The organism is Ammoniphilus resinae (genome assembly GCF_017873965.1).
Taxonomy (GTDB): Bacteria; Bacillota; Bacilli; order Aneurinibacillales; family RAOX-1; genus Ammoniphilus_A; species Ammoniphilus_A resinae.
In genome coordinates, this window is record NZ_JAGGKT010000020.1 from 46,988 (window position 1) to 66,436 (window position 19,449).

Annotated in this window: 16 protein-coding genes and 1 pseudogene; 5 read left to right on the forward strand and 12 right to left on the reverse strand. The window is 38.5% G+C overall.

Features of this window, described 5'->3' with window-relative positions; translation table 11 throughout:
- Positions 1–44 precede the first annotated feature (44 nt).
- From J2Z37_RS25640 to J2Z37_RS21565, 3 genes are all read left to right on the forward strand, one after another.
- Positions 45–1,214, forward strand: coding sequence for a superoxide dismutase family protein (locus tag J2Z37_RS25640; protein ID WP_245204084.1), 1,170 nt, complete (start codon positions 45–47; stop codon positions 1,212–1,214).
- Between the two features lie 198 nt (positions 1,215–1,412).
- A complete protein-coding gene (locus J2Z37_RS21560) occupies positions 1,413–2,315 on the forward strand; it encodes an NERD domain-containing protein (RefSeq protein WP_209812388.1) in 903 nt (300 codons plus the stop codon).
- A 751-nt stretch (positions 2,316–3,066) separates the two neighbouring features.
- Complete coding sequence (locus J2Z37_RS21565) at positions 3,067–4,731, forward strand: reverse transcriptase domain-containing protein (RefSeq protein ID WP_209812389.1); 1,665 nt, start codon at positions 3,067–3,069, stop codon at positions 4,729–4,731.
- Positions 4,732–4,850: 119 nt separating this feature from the next.
- On the opposite strand, the gene J2Z37_RS21570 is transcribed toward J2Z37_RS21565, so the two are convergent.
- A complete protein-coding gene (locus J2Z37_RS21570; RefSeq protein ID WP_209812390.1) occupies positions 4,851–6,773 on the reverse strand; it encodes a PhoX family protein in 1,923 nt (640 codons plus the stop codon).
- A gap of 355 nt (positions 6,774–7,128) precedes the next feature.
- Between J2Z37_RS21570 and J2Z37_RS21575 the strand changes: the two genes are divergently transcribed.
- Positions 7,129–7,725 carry an NADPH-dependent FMN reductase gene (locus tag J2Z37_RS21575; RefSeq protein WP_209812391.1) on the forward strand — a complete coding sequence of 199 codons (597 nt, stop codon included), beginning with the start codon at positions 7,129–7,131 and terminating at the stop codon, positions 7,723–7,725.
- Positions 7,726–7,845: 120 nt separating this feature from the next.
- Here the strand turns inward: J2Z37_RS21575 and J2Z37_RS21580 are convergent, their stop codons facing one another.
- From J2Z37_RS21580 to J2Z37_RS21600, 5 genes and pseudogenes are all read right to left on the reverse strand, one after another.
- Entirely contained in the window at positions 7,846–8,535 is a 690-nt protein-coding gene (locus J2Z37_RS21580) for an ABC transporter ATP-binding protein (RefSeq protein WP_209812392.1), read from the reverse strand.
- The gene (locus tag J2Z37_RS21585) at positions 8,528–9,742 is read right to left on the reverse strand and encodes an ABC transporter permease (RefSeq protein ID WP_209812393.1); all 1,215 of its coding nucleotides are present in this window, start codon (positions 9,740–9,742) and stop codon (positions 8,528–8,530) included. The genes J2Z37_RS21580 and J2Z37_RS21585 overlap by 8 nt, the downstream gene beginning before the upstream one ends.
- Complete coding sequence (locus tag J2Z37_RS21590) at positions 9,739–10,983, reverse strand: efflux RND transporter periplasmic adaptor subunit (RefSeq protein ID WP_209812394.1); 1,245 nt, start codon at positions 10,981–10,983, stop codon at positions 9,739–9,741. Before J2Z37_RS21590 ends, J2Z37_RS21585 begins: the two co-directional genes overlap by 4 nt.
- 181 nt (positions 10,984–11,164) lie before the next feature.
- Positions 11,165–11,464: pseudogene (locus J2Z37_RS21595) on the reverse strand (EAL domain-containing protein); the annotation flags it as partial.
- 15 nt (positions 11,465–11,479) lie between these two features.
- Positions 11,480–12,406 (reverse strand): methyl-accepting chemotaxis protein, encoded by a 927-nt coding sequence (locus tag J2Z37_RS21600; protein WP_209812395.1) that lies wholly within the window; start codon positions 12,404–12,406, stop codon positions 11,480–11,482.
- 356 nt (positions 12,407–12,762) lie between these two features.
- Here J2Z37_RS21600 and J2Z37_RS21605 point away from each other — a divergent pair, with 356 nt between their 5' ends.
- Complete coding sequence (locus J2Z37_RS21605) at positions 12,763–13,635, forward strand: MerR family transcriptional regulator (protein WP_209812396.1); 873 nt, start codon at positions 12,763–12,765, stop codon at positions 13,633–13,635.
- Positions 13,636–13,812: 177 nt separating this feature from the next.
- On the opposite strand, the gene J2Z37_RS21610 is transcribed toward J2Z37_RS21605, so the two are convergent.
- The 6 genes from J2Z37_RS21610 to J2Z37_RS21635 form a co-directional block, all read right to left on the reverse strand.
- The gene (locus tag J2Z37_RS21610; RefSeq protein ID WP_209812397.1) at positions 13,813–14,259 is read right to left on the reverse strand and encodes a hypothetical protein; all 447 of its coding nucleotides are present in this window, start codon (positions 14,257–14,259) and stop codon (positions 13,813–13,815) included.
- Between the two features lie 166 nt (positions 14,260–14,425).
- Entirely contained in the window at positions 14,426–15,286 is an 861-nt protein-coding gene (locus tag J2Z37_RS21615; protein WP_209812398.1) for a hypothetical protein, read from the reverse strand.
- A 151-nt stretch (positions 15,287–15,437) separates the two neighbouring features.
- Complete coding sequence (locus J2Z37_RS21620) at positions 15,438–17,093, reverse strand: recombinase family protein (RefSeq protein WP_209812399.1); 1,656 nt, start codon at positions 17,091–17,093, stop codon at positions 15,438–15,440.
- Entirely contained in the window at positions 17,094–17,252 is a 159-nt protein-coding gene (locus tag J2Z37_RS21625; RefSeq protein WP_209812400.1) for a hypothetical protein, read from the reverse strand.
- 257 nt (positions 17,253–17,509) lie between these two features.
- Complete coding sequence (locus tag J2Z37_RS21630; RefSeq protein WP_209812401.1) at positions 17,510–18,373, reverse strand: tyrosine-type recombinase/integrase; 864 nt, start codon at positions 18,371–18,373, stop codon at positions 17,510–17,512.
- A 20-nt stretch (positions 18,374–18,393) separates the two neighbouring features.
- Positions 18,394–19,305, reverse strand: coding sequence for a hypothetical protein (locus J2Z37_RS21635; RefSeq protein ID WP_245204090.1), 912 nt, complete (start codon positions 19,303–19,305; stop codon positions 18,394–18,396).
- Between the last annotated feature and the right edge of the window lie 144 nt (positions 19,306–19,449).

The window sequence follows — 19,449 nt, forward strand, 5'->3', positions numbered from 1 at the left end:
TGGTAAAAACGATCTAATTTTCACGAATCAAGGAGGAAATACATATGAAAAAAATGATTCCATTATTCACATCCGGTGCGCTGCTTCTTAGCTCTGGACTGGCTGCCGCACACGAAGGCACACCCGTTCCACAGAAGGCGGAAAAGGCTCCCGTCAATACCCCTGTCAAGATCGGCAATGCAGCAAAGGTTCTCGTCAATGGAGTGGAGGTCAAATCCAAGGCGAACCATATGGAAGGTGATAAGTACTATGTATCTGTAGAGGCCTATACGGATCTATTCGATCGGCCCGTTATCTGGTCTGCAGATAAAAAGAGTGTTACCTTTAACGGAAAAACGATGGCAACCAAAACAGTAAACGGCGAGCAAACGGCTTGGATTAAAGACCTAAGCAATGCAGTCAACGGACGCATTACGCTGGATGGAGCCGCCCAGGAAATTTATGTGCTTGTTTTACCTGAAGGAACAATTAATTTATCTCCGGGAGAAATTGTTCCTGCGATGGGAGAACATTGGGCAAAACCTGATGAAATGCCGCTGGGACCGATCTACGGTGTCCTTGACGGACGTTTGGTTTTCTTGGAATATATGATTGCTCAAAAGGATTTCGTGGAAGGAAAATCGCATCGCAATGTACCAGGTATGAAAGGCTTGCCGTCCCCAACCGTTGTTCAGACTGATATTGAACACCAACCAGTAGGACATCCTGGATTTGAGACACCGCATTTTGATATCCATAATTACTTTATTACGGATGAAGAGCAGATGTCGATCGGAACAGTAAAAGTCGATCTGCTGAACGATAAATCGGAAAAGATTGGGTATGCTGCTTTCTATAATCTTGGACCTCAAACCTTTGTCCAAGTAATAGCTTCTGGATTGACTCCGAACAGCAAGCATGGATTCCACATCCATGAAAATCCAATTGCCAATGGTGATTTGACATCCGCTGGCGGCCACTTCAATCCTGAAGGAAAACAGCATGGTCAGGATAATCCTGCAGGCGCACATCTCGGTGACATGCAAAATCTAGTTGTGGATCAGAACGGAAACGTAGAAGCACTCATCCCCGTACCGGGCGTGACACTTGAGGAAGGAAAGCCCAACTCTATTTATGGAAAATCACTCATCATCCACGCTACTGAAGATGATGGCAAATCCGACCCAGCTGGGAATGCAGGGGCACGCATTGCCGGTGGAAATATTCCTGAATAATCGGGAGAGAAGCAGAATCCCCAATGCTCATGGTGAGTGTTGGGGATTCTAGCGTTTATCTATTCTTCAATCGGTTAGTGGACTATTTGTTACACGGGGAATTCCGAGGTATTTTTAAGAAGTTTAAAAGAGGATAAATATAATTTAAACCGAATATATTGAATAGTCAATAAAAAATCAAAAGAAAGGAAGTTTCCTATGTTTCTTAGAGGTCGGTCCGAATCGGACGAATTAATAGCAATGCGGTATCTAGACAAGCGAATGGAGTTACCTGAAAAGGAGAAGTTACAATATCTTGAAAAAGGTTATCAAGGCGAGTTGGAATTTGATCAACTAATAGAGAATCTTAAAGAAGAAAGGCTTATACTCAATGACTTACTCCTCGAGGTGTGCGGCTCCTATTTTCAAATTGATTCATTAATGATTTCACAGGGGATTATTCATCTTTTTGAAATAAAGAATATTGAAGGTGATTACTACTTTGAATCAGACAAGTTTATTGCCTTGGTAACCGGACGAGAATATAAAAACCCATTGATCCAGCTAAAAAGAACCGATGCCCTCTTCCGCCAACTCCTCCATAGCTTTAAACAAAACTATACGGTTCAAGCCTTCGTAATTTTTATCAACCCCGAGTTCACCCTATATCAAGCCCCATTTGATCAACCTATCATTTTGCCTACCCAAATCAATCGTTTTTTAAAAGGTTTAAATAAAACCCCATCCATATTAGATGAAGGACACAAAAAATTGGCCCAAAAATTACTTTCACTACATCAAACGAAGAATCCATTTCCGATGCTGCCTAAGTATGATTTTGACAGGTTACATAAGGGGATTTACTGTAAAAATTGCGGTTCATTTTTGCTTGATAAAAGAAAGAGTGATTTTGTATGTGCAGCATGCGGGGAACGAGAAAGCATGGAACACGCCATCCTGCGAAATGTGGAAGAATTTAAATTTCTATTCCCCGACCGCAAGATTACAACCCATAGCATCTATAATTGGTGCAATGCGGATCTAAATAGTAAGACCTACTCTAGGGTTTTAAAGAAAAACTATACCTCGTTTGGAACTACCAAAGATACTTATTACAGATAGAGGTATGGAGGATTGGATTCGGCCTCAGTTTCTCCATTTGCCCTTGTTTCAGTCCGAATCATAACTGGTTTCGGACTCAGTTTTCCCTCTGCCCTGTTCTCAGTCCGAATCATACACGGTTTCGGACTCAGTTTTACCCTCTGCCCTGGTTTCAGTCCGAATCATGCTCGGTTTCGGACTCAGTTTCTCCCTCTTCCCTGTTCTCAGTCCGAATCATGCTCGGTTTCGGACTCAGTTTTACCCTCTGCCCTGGTTTCAGTCCGAATCATACCTGGTTTCGGACTCAGCTTCTCCCTCTACCCAGTTCTCAGTCCGAATCATGCCCGGTTTCGGACTGAGTTTCTCCCTCTACCCGGTTCTCAGTCCGAATCATACACGGTTTCAGACTCAGTTTCTCCTTCTACCCTGTTCTCAGTCCGAATCATGCTCGGTTTCGGACTCAGCTTCTCCCTCTACCTTGGTTTCAGTCCGAATCATGCTCGGTTTCGGACTCAGTTTCTCCCTCTAGCCTGCTTTCAGTCCGAATCGGCCACCGTTTTTCTCTAACCCTTCTAAATCCATCAGTTCAAACCTATAATGGCTACCTTCGAACCTTGAGCTTAATATTTTTATAGAAATAAAGTCACCAATTTCCACGATTGCATTATCGCAAACTATTAACTAATTCGTATATATATATAAGTAAAAAGAAAGTCAGCCATCTTAGCTCCTCCTGACCGATATTTACGAATAAATAAGGAGGCGATTTCCTATGGAAAGAACAAACGTAAATTACGGTGTCTCTGTCATTACCTGTACCAATAAATCCAGGTTTATGAAAAACATCTTCACCAACTACCACAAGCAAACGGTGAATAACAAAGAACTCATTATTATTCTCAACAATGACCAATTAAACCTGAACGAGTGGCGACAGGAAGCAAGGAAATTTGAAAATGTTTCCGTGTACCAACTCTCTGCAAAAGTCTCTCTCGGCAACTGTTTAAATTACGCCATAACAAAAGCAAAATATAATCACATCGCCAAGTTTGATGATGATGATTATTATGCTCCTGCCTATCTTTCTGATTCGTTGCATGCGATGCAACTCACCAATGCAGATGTGGTAGGTAAACGGACCCATTTCATGTACTTGCCTGACAGCAAGCGTTTATATCTTCGCTTTCCAACCCGGGAGAATCAGTTTGTTTCACGTATTCAGGGTGGCACCATTCTTGCGAAACGGAAAGTCTTTGAAAAGGTCCAGTTTAGAGATGTTTCTTTAGGGGAAGATAACCGATTTTACGAGGATTGTCATGCCAATGGCCTCAAAATATATTCTACCAATCGCTTTTTTTATGTCTATAAAAGAAGAAAACGAAACAGTAATCATACGTGGAAAACAAACAGGAGACGTCTTGTTCATTATTCTCGTAAAGTAGGTAAAATGAAGGATTACAAGCCCCATGTGGTTCCTCCCAACTCCCGAGCACAAAAGGTCTACACCTTCCCCACAACAGTCGTCAGATTTGATATCCCCCAACAAGCGGTTACGGAAGCATACGAACAATGTAAAAGAAAAAAAACATTTGGCATCGATATGGAGTCCATCCAGAAATTCCACTCGACGGGAATGCTGAATCATCTAATGGAGGAATTGTCATCAGGGGAATATGTCCCTTTTCCTGTTCAGAGAGCTTACACTCGTACCCCCTATGGAAAAATGAGAGCTTTAGGAATCCCTACTGTGCGTGATCATATCGTCCAAACCATGCTGAGAGATTATCTTTCCTCTGCATTCAAGGAACGATGGCATCCGAACTCTTTTTTGCGCCTGCGGGGAAAAGCAGCGAAAAAAGCAGCCCTCAAAGCAGCAAAAAAGCGCTGTTTAAAATATGATTGGGCTCTCATCCTAGATGTTAAGAAGTATGGGGACAACATTATCCATCGGAGCCTGATGAAAATGCTTAGAAGACACTTCAACAGTCCATGGGTATTGCGTTATACAGAGAGAATGCTGAAAGTGCCTATCCAAACAAAGAATGGATCTTTACTATTCAGACCTAAAAAAGGCCTACCACATGATAATACACTCAGCCCTTTTCTCGCAGACTTCTATATGCATGAGATTTTCGATCAGTGGATGAAACAGCATCATCCAAATTTAGTGTTTGAACGATTTATGGACGATATCATCATTCATTGTCGAAGTAAAAAAGAAGCAAAATCACTCCTCTCGCAGATTAGCAGAAGATTAAGTGCCTATCGGCTACAAATAAACAATAAGAAAACGAAAATCGTATATTGTAAGGATCGAAAACGAAAAGGAAGGTATAAAAACGTATCTTTTCAATTCCTAGAAAACAAGTTCCGTGCGCGCGGGAAAAAGAAAAAAAGCACAGTCTTTGGTCCGGGGAAAAATTTGATCTTTAAATAATCCCATCAAGAAACAAATTTCTTCACTATTCATGCCAACCTCCATGTAACCATTCTTTTTTGGCGCATAAAAAATCTCCCCTGAGTTCTCTTCAGGGAAGATTTTTTTTACATTAACATTTACTTTTTCGATGGATTGACATCTGACATTTTTGTGAAAGAAGGTAGACCAGAGATGTATCCAATACCACCTGTCTTATTAATTCCAATTTGTTCATCCACTGCCTTCAGCAGCTCGTCCTTATTAATGGCTGTAATAGCCTTATCAGCCACTTCATCACCAGGATGTTGGAAGTTACTAAAGATATAGGAGAAGTTATTGCTATCATCTACTGCAGTTAGTCCAGTTGCTTCCGCACCAGCTGGATTCGATAAAATACGTTCTAACTCTTTGGTATCCACATTATAAGCCCAAACGAAGTTATTTGTGTGGTTGCCGCTATCTTCGCCGATAAAAAGTGTTCTCATGGCTTCAGAATAACTCAAGTTATCTGGATTCGCTACTTTATCTACATTCGCAGTATTACCGTAAGCATCCGCTTCAGGAAGATCTTCACCTACAACTAATCCATGCATGGAAAGAGCTACATAAGAACTATTAATAGATGCTCTCTTGCTGTCCTTTTGACCATTTTGCAAATCTAACTCATAGGTTACACCAGATTTAATTTTAGGCAATTGAATGTGATCCACCGGGTCTTTTCCAGTAGAATCCTTCTCCATGCCCTTGCTTTGATCAGAAATGGCAATATATAATTTGTTATCTTGTTGATTTAAGGCTAAACCTTCCATTTTATTAAATTCAGTCGTTGCCCCAAGCATCGCAGCGTATCGGCGTGTTTCAAGGAAAGCGGCTGCTTTTTCCTGACCAGGCTTTACTTTTAAATATTCCACTTTACCATAAGAATATTGTTTAATCGCTGTAAACCCTTCAGCAGGAACCTCTGAAGTTTCGAAGATATCATCAAATGTTATGCCGCTATGAATGATATTCTCCACCTCTTTATCCGTTGCATGCCCTAGGCTGATCCATTCCAAATCCCCAGAACCACCATTTTCAGTCCCTGTTTGATTGAATTTTGCTGCGTACAATGTACCTGCTGATAAATCTTTTTCTTTATCTGCTACATACATAAATAATCCAGTATTGCCACCATCATCACCAAAATAAACCGTTCGATGATCTGGCATAACCTTTGCTAATTCATGAGAAATCCGTCCCGTGCTGTAATGTTTTACAACGGAAGCATTTCCTTTATTATCTACTGAAATTTCCGGAGTGAACCCATAGAAGTATGGATTTGCTTTCGCTTTATCGCCAAAATAAAATTGAGCAAAGGTTTCTACTTGGCTTCTTGTCTTTGAATTTACATCCAAAAATTGACGAGCATCTGGTTCATACTCTTCAGAACCTATATGTGTATTCCACGGTGATAAAGAGCCATTACATGGAATCCATAGTCCATTTACTGCAGAAAAGTCAATTTTCTTCACAGATTTTTGTTTCAACTCACCTGTTTTTGGATCTTGAGTCAATTCAGTCAAAGACATGGAAGCAGGTACTAATCCATAAGCAGATTGCCCAGCAGCATCCACTGTTTGATATTCATAATGCGTTATCATGTACAGTTTGCCGTTAATTGGATTTAACAATGAATTGGAATCAGGAGCATCTGAAACAAAGTATTTTTTCTCTGGGCTGCTTGGATCAACAATGGGCTTTCCATTCACATCAATCGGTGTACCTGCAGGAATTTCTTCTCCATTGACTGTTGCTACTTTATCTTCTGACTTAAATAAAGATTTGTAGGTCAACGGGAATGTTTGCTCTTTTCCGTTTTTGTATTTCACTGTAACTGTTGCAGTTGTATATGTCTTTACCATTTCATCAATAGTAGATGGGGCTTTCATTCCATTAAATTGAACAGAATCTACTTTAAGATTCCCCTGAGCAGCTACTTCTGCCGGTGATAATGCCGGAACTGTAATCGCAAGAGCTAGTGCCAAAGCAGCTCCCTTTTTCACAAGTTTCTTATTTGTCATCTATTAAATCCTCCTTGTGGTTTATAACTCTATTAAACACGACAAGTTTTAATTTAGTATTAATCCTTTGTAATGGATTCGTTATTTAATTATGAAGGGAATGTTTATCTGACACCGTTCCTCATAACCCTATAATTTAGGAATTAATTTACTTAATAAAACTAGGTTACTTGACAAAATATAATTATATAAATATACTTACTTACATAAAGTAATATATATAAGTGAAAAGTATTAGGCATTCTCTATCTCCACCCGTAATTACTCCTATTGGGCTCCAGTTGTCCAGAAAAAAATTAGGGAAGTGAGTTTGTCCTGTAGTTAGAAACAACCAAAGAAATAGGCGGTGTATGAAATGGGGTTCTTAGACAATCTATTTGGAAAAACAACGAAGGAGGAAGAATCCATGACAGAAAAATTAAATATCGGAATTATTTTAGGTAGTACACGTCAAGGACGTCTCAGTCCACAAGTAGGAAATTGGGTAAAAGAAATTGCGGACAAGCGCGGAGATGCCAACTATGAAATTGTAGATATTGCTGATTTCCAATTGCCATTTTTAGGAACAACCGATGGTACCGAACCTGGAATTGCATCATGGAATGAAAAACTTGCCAACTTGGATGGTTTCATATTCATTGTTCAAGAATACAATCACAGTATCACTGGGGCATTAAAAAATGCACTTGATTTTGCTCGTGAGGCATGGAACAACAAAGCTGCGGGAATCGTAAGCTATGGTTCAGTAGGTGGAGCTCGTGCAGCAGAACATTTACGCGGAATCCTAGGAGAATTAGCAGTTGCTGATGTCCGTACACACCCTGCCTTGTCACTATTCACAGATTTTGAAAATGGAACAGATTTCAAACCAGCTGAAATGCATGCTGGTACTGTGAATGAAATGTTAGATCAGCTAGTTAACTGGTCATCAGCATTAAAGAACGTAAGATAACTCAACAGTGTGACCTAACAAAGTCACACTGGGACTGATGCATGGGGAGAATGGAGACATGTCACCACTCCGTTCGCCCGCATGCTTCACTCGAGTGTTTCAAAACACCGTCACGTATTTCTAATTCATATAATCCCTACTAATATTACCGTCCTTCATTTCAATGACTCGATCAGATTTTTTAGCAATTTTATCATTATGAGTAACGATTAGAATGGTCGTTCCAAATTCCTTATTAATATCTCTAAATAGTTCATAGACGTGTTCCGTTGTTTCTGTATCCAAGTTTCCAGTGGGTTCATCGCCAAGTAAAATGGCAGGGTTATTAATCAAGGCTCTAGCGATCGCCACCCTTTGTTGCTGACCACCTGATAGATTGGTTGATTTATGATGGATATACTCTTTCAACCCAACCAGTTCAAGCAGCTCTTCCGCACGATTCACATGCTTTTTACTCGTATTCCCCATTTTAATCCAGGTTGGGATAAGCACATTTTCGATCGCTGTGAACTCAGGTAATAGATGATGAAATTGAAAAATAAAACCCATATTTTGATTCCGGAAGTCCGCTAATTGATCCTCCGTCATTTTCCCGTATTCTTGTCCTTTAAAAAGAATTTCTCCGCTTGTAGGCGTATCAAGCGCGCCAAGTATGTTTAACAATGTAGATTTTCCAGATCCGGAATAGCCGATGATACTAACAAATTCACCTTCAGTAAGTGAAAAATTAATGCCATGTAGAATTTCTGTTTTAATCGTTGTGCCATATTCTTTTTTTATATGACGAGCCTCTAAAACATGATTATCCATGGCGAATAACCTCCACAGGGTTTAACTTGGATGACTTTCGTGCAGGTAAAAAAGCCGCAATGGTACAAGCCACGATGGCTATCATACAAATAGGGACAATACTGCCCGCCTCTAGTTGCAACGGAAAAAGTGGTACACCTGTTTTTAAGGAGGTCCCCCATAGGAAAGCCTTTACTAAGGCAATTCCCACTCCTGCTCCAAGGGTACTCCCAATAATGCCCAACAGGCCACCCTGAAAAAGAAAGATCCGGCTGGCGCTTCTACTTTTCGTACCCATCGCTTTTAAAATTCCCAGTTGCTTAGATTTCTGCACCACTGATACAGCAAGCACACTTGCGATCCCTAATGTTACAGCCAATAGAACAAAGCCCTGAATCATAAGTGATGACTGCTGCTGACTTTGAAGACCCGTTAATAAAGAAGCATTACTTTCCATCCAGTTGTCTGTGTGAATCCCATCCAATCGATTCGCAATGGAAGCCATGACAAGTTCTGCATCAAAAACATCATGGATTTGCATTTCTATACTTGAAATATCATTTCTTAAGCCTAATAATTTTTGAGCCCTTTCTAAATCCATAAAGATCCAGCTACTATTCAAAGCTTTATTTTCTAAGTCAAAAATACCTGATACAGTAAAGGAATGAGTCGTCCCATTGGCAAGTTGAATGGTCATCGCATCATGGACAGCTATTTCATATTCTGCTGCTAACTCTTTCCCAATCATCACATAGTTTCCATCTAGAATTCCCATGCCATCTATCAATCGATCACTGATGCGGTAAATTTTATTCGCCCTCTCCAGATCCACTCCTCTTACCAAGACGGGGGATGTTTGCCCGCTTTTGTTAACAAAACCGTTGCCTTCGGCAACTGGTGAAACAGCTGAAATATCTTCACGACCCATTAAGATTTCTTCAATCGATTCCCAATTACCAAGACTTGTATCTTTCTCGGTAAAGTTTCCTCTTATAGAATGGCTGCTTTCTTCTGTAGTCTTTAATTGATAAAAATCATCATCACCAGAAATCCATACATGCGGACTATCACCGACAGCCGTATGAATCATATTGGCTTGAAGTCCTGTAATTAACGTATTTAAAAAAACCATGACACCAACGCCAACGGTAATTCCAAGCAAAATAAATAATGTCTGGCCTTTCCCTTCCTTAAGAAACCTGACGGCAACCTTCCATTCGAAAATCATCGGCCTTTCTCACTTTCTTCAGAAAGAGTCACATTGACTTCCATGCCTTCCTCTAATTTTTCAGGATCTAAGAGCACCATTCCAGCTGAGAGCCCTTTTAAGACCATAATATCTTTGGCATTTTTGTTAGCAATGACAATCTTTTGCTTCACAGCCTTTCCATTCTCACCCTTGATATAAACAGCTGGTGTTTCATCATTTATGAGATAGTCACCAGGAATCACGATGGCTTGATCATAGGCTTGACCAACGAATTCTACTTTCACAGACATATTCTGTAGGAAAAGATCTGTTTGATCGTTAATCTTCACTTTTACCCGAACAGTACCTGAGTCCTTGTCAATCTCTGGACTGATGCTTTCTACCATTCCTTTCACTACATCATCGGGATAAGCTTCTGTCGTAATTTGGGCTTCCTTTCCAAGTGCAACATCGTTTAAATATTTCTCATCCATATCAACGACTGCGTATTTGTGACGATCAGAAGCCATTTTCATGATTACTTCCCCAGCCTGAACAAAAGCTCCTGGTTCAACTATACGCTCCATGACGATTCCATCCATCGGTGCTTTCACTGTGTATTTATCTAGTAGTAATTTTTGCTTACTCACTTTGGCAGAAGCAGCCTCTATCGAAGCCTTTAGCTCTTGATCAGCAAGCACAGGTGAACGTAACGATTCTAACCTTTTATTCGCTGATTGAATTCTTAATTCAAGTGCAGCCAGCTGCTCGTTTAAGTTCGTTAAATCTTTAGAAGGTAAAGCCCCAGCCTCCACAAGAGTTTTTGTTTCCACAATTTTGGTTTTCAATTGAGATTGTTCGAGCTGAAGTGACGCAATCTCATTCTCTTGTAATACTCGTTGGTCGTTAATGGCTTGCTCATTTTGAGAATAAGATTTCATATAATCTTCGTATCTAGCTTTTGCTACATTGCTATTTGTTTGAATCTCCTCGAGTTCAATACGTGCTTGACGGTCATCAATCTTAGCCACTAACTCCCCCGCCTTGATTTTGTCGCCGACTTCCCCATTCATATCGCCAAGCGTACCACTAACCTCTGCTTTCATTGCAACCACTTTGTCATACTCAACAGACCCAATACTACTAATCATTTCTTTATAGGTAGTGTCTTTAATTTCGTAACCGATGACATCCATTGATTTCGTTTGATTTTGTAGGAACATGAAAACGATTGCTATAAAAACGACTATGCTAATAGCCATAGACAATTTCTTCTTCAATCCGAATCCCCCTACCCCTATTATTTCTATCTAAACGCACCCTAGTTATTATTGTTCTTCCGTATTTTATTTTATCATAGGGAAGGATATACCCCGGCTTTAAATATTCCCAACTAGGATGGAGAAATGGTTCACCGTAATGCATCTAAAGGAGGTTTTCATTACATGCTTTCAATTCAAGTTAATAGGATAATTCCTCAATAGGACTCGGGGTAGGCTTCCCAAATAAATATCCCTGAAAAAGCTGGTACCCTGCTTGTTTTAACCATTCGAAGTCTTCTCTTAGTTCTACACACTCTGCTAATGGAGTAGAACCTACTTCTAAAGCATGATGTAAAAACTGTTTCGCTATTTGTTGTTTATTTGAATCACCAGCAACACCTTGCACATAATGAATATCTAATTTCATATATTGGGGAGCAATGTCTTGCAATAATTCTATGGTATTAAAACCTTCCCCAACATCGTCTAAAGCGTATTCAAATCCCTTTTTCGTTTACAATACGTCCTCTAAAGTCCTGGCTTTTTTATCAAGTTGATTTGCGGCTTGACCAATACCAATGAATTCATCAACAGCTTTGTCAATACAGGTTTGACTATCTATAATGGTTCTTTGTGAACCTTTCATCCTTTTTGCAATCTCTTCAACCTGAGAGGATATACTCTCCAAATTTAATTTTACTTCTCTTGCTGTAGCCTCCGATTGTTTAGCCAATTTGCGAACTTCTTCTGCTACGACGTTAAAACCTTTACCATACTCTTTCGCGTGTGCGGCTTCAATTGCAGCATTTAAAGCAAGCAAATTTGTGTAATCTGCTATATTGCGAATCTTATCGTTAAGTTTGTTAGCTGATTCTGCCTTTTTTTCTAGCAACTGAAGTATCTCCATGTTTCCACTTGTTTCTTCAACAACAGTTTCGATGTATGATACAACATCATGGCCGCTTGAAATTCCCTCTTCAACCCGCTTTAAAAGCCCCTCTGCCATATTCTGTAACTCATTAGTCAATTGAGTTCGTGCCCTTTCACGGGAAGTTATATCTGTTGCCACCTTAATCACGCCTTTAATATGGCCTTCATGTTCATAAATGGGGGCATAAGTCGCCTCAAACCATAAATAACGGTGATCTTTTGTTACCCGCATTATTTTTTCCTGGAATGTACGCCCGTTTCGTAAATTTTTCCAGAATATAAAATAATCCGGGCTATTTACAAACTCCGGTGCGCAGAACTGATGATGCTTTAATCCTGGCATCTCGTCCACTTCATACCCCATCGTCCTTGCAAATTTCTCATTTGCCCATAATACGTTTCCTTCCGTATCGAATACAATCATGGCTAATGATTGCTTCATGGCAGCAAAGACAGAATTCACATCAAGTGCTTTTGAATTATTTTGTACGGTATATATCTCCTGTTTCATAGAATCCATTCCTTTAGTTTCATATTTTTATATAAACCATGCAGGTCATTTTAACAAATTATACAAAAGTTATACAAAAAGTGCAATATTTTCCCTTTAAACGTCATTTTTGTGTAATTTTTTGTGTAGTTAGATGCAATCCACTAGTTATAATTACACAAATACTACACATTAATAACCAATGTTTATTTGAACTTTTGTAATAATCACTTTTTAATTTAGCCACTATTTCCTAAAAGACAATTTACTTCCTTTGATGCTTAATCTATGTACTAGCTTATTCATCAATTTCTCACATCTTGAACTACATATGAACTTTGTATAAAATATGTATAATTAAATTGAGGTGATGGATGATGTACAGCATCAAAAAAGTATCTGAATTACTTGACATCCCCCCCGTAACAATAAGAGCCTGGGAAAATAGATATCATGTAGTTAATCCGATGCGAACGGAAGGGGGCCACCGCTTATACTGCAAAAAGGATTTAGAAATTTTAAAATGGTTGAAAGAGCAAACAACCAAGAATCATATGAAAATTGGTGAGGCTGTCCAACTTCTAAATCAATCTACAAACAAGTCTATAGAATCTGCACCCATTGAGAAACCTTTTGGGGACATAAAAGCAGCATTATATCAAGCACTCATTGAAATCAATACGCAAGAGGCAAACAATATCATTGAATTAGCCTTTTCTTTGTATGAATACGAAGATGTTTTTCATCACATCTTGGCAGAAATACTTTATCAAATTGGTGATGAATGGGAGAACGGCAAAGTTACTGTTGCTCAAGAACACTATGTCTCTCAATTCGTCATTAACCGATTTACTCAATTTTTAAGAATTCTGCCTGTAAACAAGTTGCTGCCCAAAATACTAGCCTTTTGTCCTGAGGGGGAAGATCATCACATTGGACTGATGCTTTTTAGCCTATTCCTACGAAAAAAGGGAAATGAAGTGATTTACTTAGGACCAGATACACCTTTCGATGGTTTATTGGATTTAATTGAAAACAAAAACCTTTCTATTATTGCCATTTCTATTACAAACCCCGCTCCTTTGGTGAGAGTAGAAAAATGGATGCGAGCCTGTATAGAAAGGAATCCTCATTTGAAATTTGTTATCGGTGGTAAAGGTGTTCTTGGAAGTAGGCGAAGGGATACACAATCCGTTTCTTATTTCACTGAATCAGATTGGGAGTCATTGTATATGTCGAAATTACATTAAGTGAAAAACAAAAATTTTTACCTAATCTTTTACAAAGACCTCATTTACTTATGATACGGTTCACCGTAACATATCTAAATGAGGTTTTCTTATCCACTTTATGTGCTATTTAATTGAAAAATAAGAAACCCTAATTTTAGAATAAGGGTTTCTTAGAATTAATAAATATTGGATTTATTATTGAGCCAACTTATAAACCCTCTCTACAAATTGCATTGCCACTTTTTTGGATGCCGAGGGTATTACTATTTTTTGGTTCAGTTTATTAATTAAAATAATATTTGTATTGAAAGCGCAAAGATAAAAAATAATCGCTAAAATCGCTGCAAAAAACACGCCAGTAAAAGTTGCGATGGTAAACCCAATAGCAAAGATTAAATCAAGCCAGTTAATCCTCTTACTTGTTGTTAATTCATTAATCCTATCCAATGGGACTTCAACAGTTATAGCACCACTTGGGATAAATCCCATATAATATTTTTTGGTTTCAATAAGTAATCGCTGATTGGTCACTGTAACTTTTGTATTTTCTTTCAGATAAGTTAAGTAACTGATTCCTCCATTCCAAGTAAATGAATATTCTTCAAGAACAGATTCGTTTTGTACCGAAGCTAGATTTTCCATTTTCAATTCTCCCTTTTAACGGTATAACCCTAAAATTTATTTTGCTTTAATATATTTGTACTTGATTACTAACCAACAATAACTTGAACAAGCCAATTCTTACTCTTGCTCGTTGTTTCTAGAACTACTTTCTAGAAAACCTCTTATCTATTACTCTTTTAACATACTATTTACTCACATATTTCGCCTTCACACTTGGAACAGTAATCTTCCAGCCGGCAACAGAGTCATAGCTAAATGCCCCCGTTACTTCACCCCAAATCTGAATCATGTCACCCTCATAAACATCAATCTTCCCATCAAAATTAACAGCAATTGTATCATCCCAAATTCCGTACCCTTGATCAGTTACATTTAGAAGCATAAATGTAGTGTCTCCTTCTTCCATTATCTGTTGAACATTTCCATAGTAAGTAACTCTTTGACCCTTATGACTATCGGGGTTTTTATTTAACACTTTATAAGGAATGTTCTGTGCACTATTTATATAATCATCTCTTTGCTTTTGTGCGAACTGTTGAGCATATATCTGTCTACCCTCTTCTATCTTTGGTAAAAGGCTTTTTGCCTCTTCTAGATTCGGATCATTTTCTAGTGCATTATTGACCTGTTCAATTGCTAACTCAAATTGATTATTAGTAAAGTTGGTTTTTGCCTCGGATAGTAACTTTTGTGCCTCTTCCTTTTTCTTTGCTTCTTGTTCAGCTTTTTCCTTGGCTTCAGCTTCTTTTTTTGCTTTTTCTTCTTCCGCGTTTTGTGCTTCCTTTTTTGCCCTTTCTTCAGCTTTTAATTTATCAGCAGCCTCTTGCTTTTGTGCCATGGCTGCTTTTTCTTCAGGTGTTGATTCTGGTGCCGTTACCACCATTAGTATGAAAAACAAAAGGGTTGCCAAACCATATTGTTTAAACACTTTTCCCCTAGTTTTGGATTCATCACTCCCCCATCTAATCACCACTTTTGGACTTATTAATCCAATAAAAATGGCTAAGAAACTTAATAGCATTAGTACTATAAACAATCCAAACATTCTATCCCATCCTTTCTTCCTAAACGAAATCTAATTGTAGTTCTAAAGTTCTACATTTTTTTACATTTTCCCTGCAACAATTGTCGCCCATTTGTAAATAAATTTTGTTTTTATAAACTTTATTGAAGTCATATTATTCACCCCCTTTCACTCAAATATCAATATAAACACAAAAAGGAGAAGAGAAGTCATCAATAAATAATGACTCCTCTTCTCCTTGCTTAAGCAAATACTGTGCAACTTCTTTATTCAATTGGATGCGTATGGTATCAATCTTGCGATCTTCATTTATCGTAATCCTTTGAATTAGAAGATGTAGTAACTGCTTCGTTTGCTCACTTGTCGTTGCCTTTTTAAGATTTTCGCTAAAATTAGTTAAAACTTCTTTAACAAGTTCAAAGGATACATTTTGTATGTTCCTACTTTCCACAACCTCAGTTAGAGGCATTAACCGATGTTCAAGTAATTCCTTTTCTTCATTTAACTTTTCAAGTCGTTCCTTAAGATCGTCCTTCCCAACAACCCCATCTACATATAACTCCATTATTTTATCTTTTTTCACTTGGAGAGCAGAAATAGCTCTCTTTAACTCTTCGTATTCCTTCTTTAATGGCTGGGTTTGTTGCTGATCACGTTTGTTTACTTTATCCAAAACATCATGCAAGAGCTTATCACTATTTGCTACTAAATTTAACTTATTAAGCACGTAGGCATCTGCATAATCAATCCGAATACCATTGGAATTACAGGCGGATGTTCCTTTGTTCTTCCATGATCCGCATACATAGTATTCTAGAATACGTTTACTTCCATCTTTATTACGATTGGTAGTCCTACCAAGAACCATACCTGCACCACATTGGGGACACTTCATGATTCCTGTTAAAGGATGTTCACCACTATGGACCCGGTTAGGTGTATAACTTCTGCCTTTCAGGATCGTTTGTGCCTTGTCCCATACCTCCTGGGAAATAATAGCCTGATGTTTTCCCTGTTGGATAATGGGCTCAGGATTGATGTTATTCCTCCTCTTTTCACTCCAATCCCTTCTCACATTGTAACGGATCATTCCAACGTAAACTGGATTGGTCAAGATGGTCTTAATTGCACTAATTGAAAAAGGATTACCTTTTTTACTACGGTGCCCCTCCTTATTGATCTTATTGGCGATAGACTTATAGCCATTTCCATGAACATAGAGGTCAAAAATACGTCTTACTGTTTGAGCCTCTTTATCATTCACAACTAATTGGGTGCACTTCTTTTTCTTATTAGAGGGAATTTCCACACTGTTATAACCAAGGATCTTCCCCCCATTCCAATTCCCTTCTTCCGCTCTTGCCAGCATTCCCATCTTTACATTTTGTGCAATCGTTCCTCGCTCAAATTCGGCAATTGCTGCTAACATGTGTAATTGAAGCTTACCAGCTGGTGTTTCTGTTTCAATGTTTTCGGAATAGGAGCGAAAGGCTATATTTCGCTTATCGAGTAGATCAACCATATTTAACAAGTCCTTAATATTTCGAGCTAGACGATTGGTTTTCCAAACAAGGACCATGTCAAAGACTTTCTTGCCAGCATCATCTAACAGCTTTTTTAATTGGGGACGGGCATCGATTGATTTCCCACTTATACCACGATCCGCATACTCTTGATACACCTCCCACCCCTGACTTTTGCATCTCTCTCTCAATAAGCGTAATTGTTCATCAATACTGTATCCCTCTTCTGCTTGTTCAATAGTAGAAACACGAGCATAGATGGCAACCCTCTTACCTGATGATAAAAAAGCCTGAGTAGCAACCATTTATTCCCCACCTCCATTCGTACCCTTTTGAATTTTATTCTGATTTTCTTGGTTATCTCCATGATCAACTGGATTTTTAGTTATATATGAAATGACCATTTCAGCAAGCATACTGACCAATAAATCATAATTTGCATGATAGGTTGAATTTGAAACCATGATGAAATCCCCTTTCCCAATCTTCTTGTTGAAGTTTTATCTTTCGTGTAATTCCTTGGTATCAAAGTAATAATATATATCTCAATTATTTTTTAATCCCCCAGATCCCCCAGTAATTTCTTGAAATGAGATATTTTTAGGTTGGAAAACATCCTAACTTTCCACTCGAAAATTTTTTAGTTTCGAATTAGAGTGTTTTCCCTCCTTTTTTAGATCTTTCTCTCACCCCCAAAATGCTGGGGGACCTGGGGGACGCTTCAGAGTGCCAGTCTTTGTATGGCTTCTTCCATGTCCTGCTTCATGATATGAGCGTACCCACTTGTTGTCTTTAAACTGGCATGACCCAAGAGTTCTTTTACAGCTACTATGTGTACGTTTTTTTGTACCAAAGCAGAAGCAAAGGAATGTCTCAACACATGGCAAGTCACCTTCTTGTCCCACTTCAAGTTCTCCACCGTCTCTTTCAAAACCCTATTGACGTAAACATCGGACAAGTTTCCTGACCTTTCAGTTAGAAATAGCTTCTCGCTTTTCGTACGGATTCTCCAGACCTCTATGTAATGATTTAGAGCCTTCTCTAGCTCTGGATGCAAAGGAATTGTCCTTGATTTGTTTCCTTTCCCTTTTCGAATGAGAATAGTCTTTTGGGAGAAATCTATATCATCCAGCTCCAGACTTAGACATTCTGCTATTCTTGCTCCTGTGAAGAATAGAGTAATGACGACTAACCGAATGAGAGGGTGTTCAATTGTTTCTACCAAGGTGTTAACCTCATCAGACGTTAGAAAGACCCTCTCCACTTTTTCCTCTTCTAATCTCTCCAAATGTTCAGCAGGGTTTTCATTTACAATCCCTGCTTTCTTACAGAACTTGAAAAAGGAACGAAGAGTGTTCATCTGCCTATTCCGACTCGATGGCTTATAGTTTCTTTCCTTCATCAGGTTATCAAGATAGGATGCCAAGTGGCTTCCCCTTACATCCTTGATGTCAAACACATCTTCTTTTTGAAGATCCCCTAAGACCATCTTCAAATCCTTTTGATACTCCTGTACTGTACCAATACTTTTGTTTTTATTTATAAGATTCTGAATGAAATACTTAGTTGCCATTTCAAGGTTCACAGTTTCATCCTCCAACTCGGTTAGTTATCATCAAAAAGATCAGCAAGGTTTTTAGGTTTGGATGTAATTTTTCGATTTCCGGGAATAGAATTAGGATCAAAACCCTTAATTTTCTCACTCTCTTTTTCTTCGAATTTATCAAAGTCATGCAAAATATTACCTTCATAAACTATACAGTGAGTATAGTCTCCTTTAGGCGAGTAATCCTTTTTATTCAGTACTTTCTCCCGAAGCTCAAGCTCATCTTTCTTGAACACTTGCTTTTTTATTAAGGTTTTATTAGTATCATGTTTTAAGTAACCCTTTCTTTTTAATTCATCTAACAGCACTTGGAGATCAGGAAATCCAAGCTCTGTTGCAATTTTCTTTAGAATGATAGGAAAGATATAACAAAAGGTTTTGCCATTTACCACTTCAATTTTCCCGTATATCTCCTGATTAGAGTTGACCTCTAGATCCTTATACTTGAAACTCCTTCTATTTTGAAGGATGTATTGTAGTAAGGCATTATAGAACTTAGGTGCAAGCTCCCGTACATCCATGGAAGCCTCTTCTTGTTCTATCAGCATTTGAGTAATGTTCTCAATGGAAAGGTTTATCCCTAGTGATTCATTAGCAAGGCGGGCACCAGTTAAGATCAGGGCAAATTTTCCTCCCACTCTGCTTGCAAATTTCGTATCAGGCAATTGTTCCTCCAGCTCTTTTTTATATCCTTGCCAAATGCCTTTTATTTCTTCAGGATCCTTAGTCAGTAAATACTGCACAAATTTGATCCCAGCATGACCGTAATGATTCATCATAATATCCTTAAGGACTTCGGAATGCTCTGCACTCTTGGTCCAGTGAACGTTTTTAAACTCAAAGAGCCTAACATATAGCCCTTCGTTAGCATTCGCATTTTCTAAGATCGAAGCTTCCCCAGTAAATATCATCACCGTCGCCCATCTCTCTGTGTCCTTTAACTCGGACTCTTTATTAAGGTATGAATGCTAGTTTAATAGTAGGCCATTATTAAGCAAAACGCTGAGAAAAAAGTAGACCACCTTATACCAAAACTTCTGTAAAATCAGTTTCGA